We start from the raw sequence: 7,086 nt of genomic DNA, 5'->3' as shown, positions 1-7,086 counted from the left end.
GGCGGCCCGTGACCAGGCCGTGGGCGACCGGGCGGCGGGTGGTGACCAGGCCGTGGGCGACCGGGTCGCGGAGCCGGTGTGGGTCGCCGCCTCCGTCGGGCCCTATGGGGCGATGCTGGCGGACGGCAGCGAGTACCGCGGGCGGTACGGACTGAGCGTGGCCGAGCTGGCGCGGTTCCACCGGCCGAGGATCGAGGCGCTGGCCGCGGCCGGGCCCGATGTACTGGCGCTGGAGACGGTGCCGGACGCCGATGAGGCCGCGGCGCTGCTGAGCGCCGTCGAGGGATGCGGGGTGCCGGTATGGCTCTCCTACAGCATCGCGGGGGAGGCCACCCGGGCCGGGCAGCCCCTGGGGGAGGCGTTCGCCCTGGCCGCGGGGGTCGACCAGGTGATCGCCGTGGGCGTCAACTGCTGTGCGCCGGGTGACGCCGACCGGGCCGTGGAGATCGCGGCCGACGCCACCGGCAAGCCGGTGGTGGTCTATCCGAACAGTGGAGAGGAGTGGGATGCCACGGCACGGAGCTGGCGCGGCCGGGCGACCTTCGACCCGGGGCGGGTGAAGGCATGGCGGGACGCGGGGGCGCGGCTCATCGGCGGCTGCTGCCGGGTGGGGCCGGAGCGGATCGCGGAGCTGGCGGTGGTGGTGAGAGGCGATGAGGGGGTGTCCGGCGGATCTTGACGCCTGCGGCGGGCTGCCTTCCCCTGCCCGACCCTTCCCGCAACCGGGGCTCCGCCCCAGACCCCGCAACTGGGGCTCCGCCCCTTCCCGCAGCATCGATACGCCGCTCCGCCGCGTGGCAGGCCCCGGGGCCCGGGTCCCGAGGCCCGGGCCCCGGGGTCCAGGGGCGGAGCTCCTGGTTACGGGAAGGGGCGGGGAGGGGAAAGTCCCGCCGGACATCGCGTAGGCGTCGAGTCGGTCGCCGTGGTGAGAAACCATTAGGCGAGGAAGGGGCACCGGGCGATACTCGGACGGGTGTTCTTGACGATAACCACCACCGGCACCGCCGAGCGCCCCGCGACCGACCTCGGGTTTCTGCTGCACAAGCACCCCGACAAGGCGCAGCGGTTCTCGACCTCCTACGGCACCGCGCATGTCCTCTACCCCGAGGCGACCGCCGAACGCTGCACCGCGGCACTGCTGTTGGAAGTGGATCCCGTGGCGTTGGTGCGGCGGGGCCGCGGCAAGGGCCGGGGCGGCGCCCCCGACTCCGCGCTCGCGCAGTACGTCAACGACCGCCCGTATGCCGCCTCCTCACTGCTGGCCGTCGCGCTGAGCGCGGTCTTCTCCAGTGCGCTCAGGGGTCAGTGCAAGGCCCGGCCCGAGCTGCCGGAGCGGGCGCTGCCGCTGCGGATCGAGGTGCCCGCGCTGCCCGCCCGCGGCGGCGCCGCCCTGGTCGAGCGGCTCTTCGCACCCCTGGGCTGGGTGGTGACGGCCGAGCCGGTGGCGCTGGACGAGGAGTTCCCGGGCTGGGGCGACTCGCGGTACGTACGGCTGGTGCTGGAGGGCGAGCCGCGGCTGGCGGACGCCCTGCGCCATCTGTATGTGCTGCTGCCCGTGCTCGACGACGCCAAGCACTACTGGGTCGCTCCGGACGAGGTGGACAAGCTGCTGCGCTCCGGCGAGGGCTGGCTGGAGTGCCACCCCGAGCAGCGGCTGATCACCAACCGCTATCTGGCCCGGCGCTGGTCGCTGACCCGCAGCGCGCTGGAGCGGCTGGAGCTGGCGCGGCTCGCCGAGGCCGACGACACCGAGGCGGAGGAGATCGACAACGCCATCGACAACGCCATCGATAACGTCATCGGCGACGCCGTCGACAGTGCCACCGGCGAACCGGCGGCCGAGTCGCCGGCGGAGGACGACGGCGAAGAGGGGTCCGGGCAGCGGCCGGTCCCGCTGGCGGTACGGCGGCGGGAGGCGATACTCGACGCCCTGCGCGGGGCCGGGGCGGCCCGGGTGCTCGATCTGGGCTGCGGCCAGGGCCAGTTGCTGGGCGCGCTGCTGAAGGAGGCGCGGTTCACCGAGATCGTGGGCGTCGATGTGTCGATGCGCGCGCTCAACGAGGCGGCACGGAGGCTGCGGCTGGACCGTCCGGGACAGGACCGCCCGGGACAGGACCGCCCGGGACAGGACCGCCCGGGGCAGGACCGTCCGGGGTTGGACACCGGCTCGGTCGAGCGGAAGTCGTCGTCGGCCCGGCTGAGGCTGATCCAGGGCGCGCTCACCTACACCGACTCCCGGCTCGCCGGATATGACGCGGCGGTGCTCAGTGAGGTGATCGAGCATGTGGATCCGCCCCGGCTGCCCGCCCTGGAGCACGCGGTGTTCGGCGCCGCGCGGCCCAAGGCCGTCGTGGTGACCACGCCCAACGTGGAGTACAACGTGCGCTGGGAGACCCTGCCCGCCGGGCGGATGCGCCACGGCGACCACCGCTTCGAGTGGACGCGTGAGGAGTTCCGGGCCTGGGCGGAGCGGGTCGCCGAACGGCACGGCTACGCGGTGGAGTTCCGCCCCGTCGGCCCCCAGGACCCCGAGGTCGGTCCGCCCACCCAGCTCGCGCTCTTCCGCATGGCCGCCGAGGGCGGCGACGGCGGCACGGACAGCCGAAGCGGCGACCGCACCGCGATCACGACGAAGGAGGCGGCGGCATGACCGAGGAGAGGCGCCCGATCGGCGTGCCCGACCTGTCCCTCGTGGTGCTCGTCGGCACCACAGGATCCGGCAAGTCCACCTTCGCCCGGCACCACTTCCTGCCCACCCAGATCGTCTCCTCCGATGTCTGCCGGGGGCTGGTCGCCGATGACGAGAACGACCAGAGCGCCACCCCCGACGCCTTCGACGTGCTGCACTACATCGTGGACAAGCGGCTGGCCGCCGGGCGGCTGACCGTCGTCGACGCCACCAACGTCCGCGGCGAGTCCCGCCGCAGCCTGATCGGGCTCGCCCGCGAGCATGACGTCCTGCCCGTGGCGATCGTCCTCGACGTCCCCGAGGGCGAGTGCGCCCGGCGCAACGCCCAGCGCCCCGACCGCGCCGGGATGCCCGGCCATGTCATCCCCCGCCAGCGCCGTGAGCTGCGCCGCTCCCTGAAAGCCCTGGAGCGCGAGGGGTTCCGCAAGGTGCACATCCTGCGCGGCGTCGAGGAGGTCGAGGCCGCGGAGGTCGTCACCGAGCGCCGCTACAACGATCTGCGCCGGCTCACCGGCCCGTTCGACATCATCGGCGACATCCACGGCTGCCGCTCCGAGCTGGAGACCCTGCTGGGCAAGCTGGGCTACGCCCTGCGCCGCGACGAGTCCGGCCGCCCGGTCGACGCCGTCCACCCCGAGGGCCGTACGGCGGTCTTCGTCGGCGACCTCGTCGACCGCGGCCCCGACAGTCCCGGGGTGCTGCGCCTGGTGATGGGCATGGTCGCCTCCGGCGCGGCCCTGTGCGTGCCCGGCAACCACGAGAACAAGCTCGGCCGCTATCTCAAGGGCCGCAAGGTGCGGGTCACCCATGGCCTCGCCGAGACCGTGGAGCAGTTGGACCGGGAGCACACCGCGGACCCGGACTTCGTCGAGCGGGTGCGGGCCTTCATCGAGTCGCTGGTCAGCCACTACGTACTGGACGGCGGGGCGCTGGTGGTGTGTCACGCCGGGCTGCCCGAGAAGTACCACGGCCGCACCTCCGGCCGGGTCCGTTCGCACGCCCTGTACGGGGAGACGACCGGGGAGACCGATGAGTTCGGGCTGCCGGTGCGCTATCCGTGGGCCGAGGACTACCGCGGCCGGGCCGCCGTCGTCTACGGCCACACCCCCACCGTCCGCGCCTCCTGGCTCAACAACACCATCTGCCTCGACACCGGCTGTGTCTTCGGCGGCCGGATGACCGCGCTGCGCTGGCCGGAGCGTGAGCTGGTGGACGTCCCGGCCGAGCGGGTCTGGTACGAACCGGTCAAACCGCTGACCACCGAGGCCCCCGGAGGCGCCGACGGCCGCCCGCTCGACCTGGCCGATGTGCGGGGCCGCCGGATCGTCGAGACCCGTCATATGGGCCGGATCGCGGTCAAGGAGGAGAACGCGGCGGCGGCGCTGGAGGTCATGAGCCGGTTCGCGGTCGACCCCCGGCTGCTCGGCTATCTCCCGCCCACCATGGCGCCGACCGCCACCTCCAAGGAGGGGATGGGCGGCGGAACCGCCGACGGTGGTTTCCTCGAACATCCGGCGGAGGCGTTCGCCGCCTACCGCGCGGACGGGGTGCGCCAGGTGATCTGCGAGGAGAAGCACATGGGCTCCCGCGCGGTGGCGCTGGTCTGCCGTGACGCGGACCTCGCGCGGGAGCGCTTCGGCGCGCCGGACGGCGCCTCCGGCACGATCCACACCCGTACCGGACGGCCGTTCTTCGACGACGTCCAGCTCACCGAGACCGTACTGCGCGTACTGAGCCGCTCCATCGACGGCGCCGGGCTGTGGCAGGAGCTGGACACCGCCTGGCTGCTGCTGGACGCCGAGTTGATGCCGTGGTCGCTCAAGGCCGAGGGGCTGCTGCGCAACCAGTACGCGGCGGTGGGCGCCGCCTCCCGCGCCGTCTTCCCCGGTGTTCTCGCGGCGCTGGAGGGGGCGGAGGCGCGCGGTGTCGAGGTGTCCGCCCTCCTCGGCAAGCAGCGCGAACGGGCGTCGGACGCGACCGCGTTCACCGACGCCTACCGGCGCTATTGCTGGCCGGTCGACGGGCCGGACGGCATCCGGATGGCGCCGTTCCAGATCCTGGCCGCCCAGGGCCGTAACCTCGCCACCGCACTGCCCCATGATCAGCAACTCGCCCTGATCGACCGGATGATCGAGGCCGAGAAGTCCGCCGCCGACGGCCACGGCGCCCGGCTGCTGGCCCCCACCCGGCGGCTGATCGTCGACACCGAGGACGAGGCGTCGGTCGCCGAGGGCGTGCGGTGGTGGCTGGACCTGACGGCGGCCGGCGGCGAGGGCATGGTGGTCAAGCCCCTCCAGGGCTTTGTCCGCAAGGGCGACGGCCGACTGGTCCAGCCGGGCGTGAAGTGCCGGGGCCGCGAGTATCTGCGGATCATCTACGGCCCGGAGTACACCCGCCCGGAGAACCTGGACCGGCTGCGGGTGCGCCATCTCGGCCACAAGCGCTCCCTCGCCCTGCGGGAGTACGCACTCGGGCTGGAGGCGCTGGACCGGCTGGCGGAGGGCGAGCCGCTGTGGCGCGTCCACGAGGCGGTGTTCGCGGTGCTCGCGCTGGAGTCGGAGCCGGTGGACCCGCGGTTGTAGGGGCGACGGTCCAGGGGCGAAGCCCCGCGCGGTCCCCCGCACACCCCGTAGGGCCTGGCGGCCCAGGCTCTGGGGCCCCGGCCGCCTGGGCTCAGACGGCCGCGGGCGTCCGCGCCTCCCGGGCCCGGAACGCACGGCGGTAGTCGTGTGGCGGCACCCCCACCGCCCGGGTGAAGTGGCGGCGCAGATTGGCCGCCGTGCCAAGACCGCATAGCTCCGCGATCCGGTCCACGGGCAGATCGCCGCCCTCCAGCAGCTCCCGGGCGCGCGCGATCCGCTGGCCCTGGAGCCAGCGCAGCGGCGTCGTGCCCGTGGCGGCGTGGAAGCGGCGGGCCAGGGTGCGCGGGCTGGTGTGGGCGCGGCGGGCGAGGTCGGCGACGGTCAGCGGTTCGTGCAGCCGCTCGGCGGCCCAGTGCAGCAGCGGGGCGAGCGAGTCGTCGGTGCGCTCCGGCAGCGGCGCCTCGATGTACTGGGCCTGGCCGCCGGGCCGGTGGGCGGGGGCGACGAGCTGCCGGGCCAGGGTGTTGGCCGCCTCGGTGCCGTAGTCCTCGCGCACCAGATGCAGACAGACGTCGATGCATGCCGTGGACCCCGCCCCGGTCAGCACATCGCCGTGGTCGACGTAGAGCACGGACGGATCGAGCCGTACGGCCGGATAGCGCTCGGCGAACAGCGCCGCGTACATCCAGTGGGTGGCCGCCGTGCGGCCGTCGAGAAGTCCGGTCGCGGCGAGGGTGAACGCGCCCGAGCACAGGGACACGATGCGGGCGCCGCGCCGATGGGCCTCGCGCAGGGCTGCGATCAGCGCCTCGGGCGGATCGCCGCGCACATCGGCCGAGGCCGGGACGATCACCGTGTCGGCGGCGATCAGCTCCTCGGCGCCGTACGGGGTGTGGGCGGCGAACCACGAACGGGTGGCGACCGGGTCACTGGCCTCCGCACCGCCCAGTCCGATCGCACAGACCCGCAGCTCGTACCAGGGGTCGGGGAGTCCGGGGCGATCGGTGCCGAAGACATGGCAGGGCACCGCCAGGTCGAAGATCGGCATGCCCGGGGTGACGGCGAGGGCTATGGATCGCATGGCAGGAATGTAGCGCATGCTGTCACTCCTGCCACTCGTTCCGTCGTGGCTCGGGGCCGATGCTGGACGGGCATGACGACCCCTTCTTCGAAGGCCCAGGGGAGCGGTGTGCCCGCGGCCACCCCCGACACGGCCCCCGATCCGGCCCCCGATCCGGCCCCCACCTCCAGCCGTCGGCGCTGGCTGATCCTCGCCGTGGCGTCGGCGGCCCAGTTCCTCGCCGTGCTCGACATGATCGCGGTCAATATCGCCTTCCCCGCGATCGGCGCGGACTTCCGCTCCGCGTCCACCGCCGAGCTGTCCTGGGTGCTCAACGCCTACACCATCGTGCTCGCGGCACTGCTGGTCCCGGCCGGCCGGCTGGCCGACGCGATCGGCGGGCGGCGTTCGTTCCTGACCGGCATCGCGCTGTTCGGGCTCGCCTCGGTCGCCTGCGGCGCCGCCCCCGGGCTCGGCACGCTGATCGCGGCGCGTGTGGTGCAGGGGGTGGCGGCGGCCGTCCTGGTGCCCACCTCCCTCTCGCTCGCCCTGCCCGCCTTCCCGCCGCGCGAACGGGCCACGGCGGTCGGCGTCTGGACGGCGGTGAGCGCGGTCGCGGCGAGTGCGGGGCCGGTGGCGGGCGGTCTGCTGGCCGCCCTCGACTGGCGCTGGATCTTCCTCGTCAATCCGCCCGTGGTGCTGCTGGCATGGGTGGCCGGGCTGCGGCTGCTGCCGTGCACCGGGCCAGTCCGCAC

Annotated in this window: 5 protein-coding genes; 4 read left to right on the top strand and 1 reads right to left on the bottom strand. The window is 73.9% G+C overall.

All coding sequences use genetic code 11. The annotated features are described in order from the left end of the window. The 3 genes from mmuM to KN815_RS40805 all read left to right on the top strand — a co-directional run. Positions 1-679, top strand: a 679-nt coding sequence (gene mmuM, locus KN815_RS40815; RefSeq protein ID WP_253209562.1) for a homocysteine S-methyltransferase, incomplete at its 5' end; no start/stop codon positions are given. A 294-nt stretch (positions 680-973) separates the two neighbouring features. Beyond that, complete coding sequence (locus KN815_RS40810; RefSeq protein ID WP_216346845.1) at positions 974-2,650, top strand: 3' terminal RNA ribose 2'-O-methyltransferase Hen1; 1,677 nt, start codon at positions 974-976, stop codon at positions 2,648-2,650. Continuing rightward, entirely contained in the window at positions 2,647-5,271 is a 2,625-nt protein-coding gene (locus KN815_RS40805) for a polynucleotide kinase-phosphatase (protein ID WP_216346844.1), read from the top strand. Before KN815_RS40810 ends, KN815_RS40805 begins: the two co-directional genes overlap by 4 nt. A gap of 91 nt (positions 5,272-5,362) precedes the next feature. Here the strand turns inward: KN815_RS40805 and KN815_RS40800 are convergent, their stop codons facing one another. Next, positions 5,363-6,370 (bottom strand): GlxA family transcriptional regulator, encoded by a 1,008-nt coding sequence (locus tag KN815_RS40800; RefSeq protein WP_443732342.1) that lies wholly within the window; start codon positions 6,368-6,370, stop codon positions 5,363-5,365. A gap of 54 nt (positions 6,371-6,424) precedes the next feature. On the opposite strand from KN815_RS40800, the gene KN815_RS40795 reads away from it, so the two are divergent. Further along, positions 6,425-7,086: MFS transporter (locus KN815_RS40795; protein ID WP_216346842.1), on the top strand; the 662-nt coding region annotated here is incomplete at its 3' end.

Origin of the sequence: Streptomyces niphimycinicus (assembly GCF_018883605.1) — a bacterium.
Classification (GTDB): Bacteria; Actinomycetota; Actinomycetes; order Streptomycetales; family Streptomycetaceae; genus Streptomyces; species Streptomyces niphimycinicus.
The sequence above is the reverse complement of the archived record's forward strand: the minus strand, read 5'-3'. Positions and strand labels throughout refer to the sequence as shown.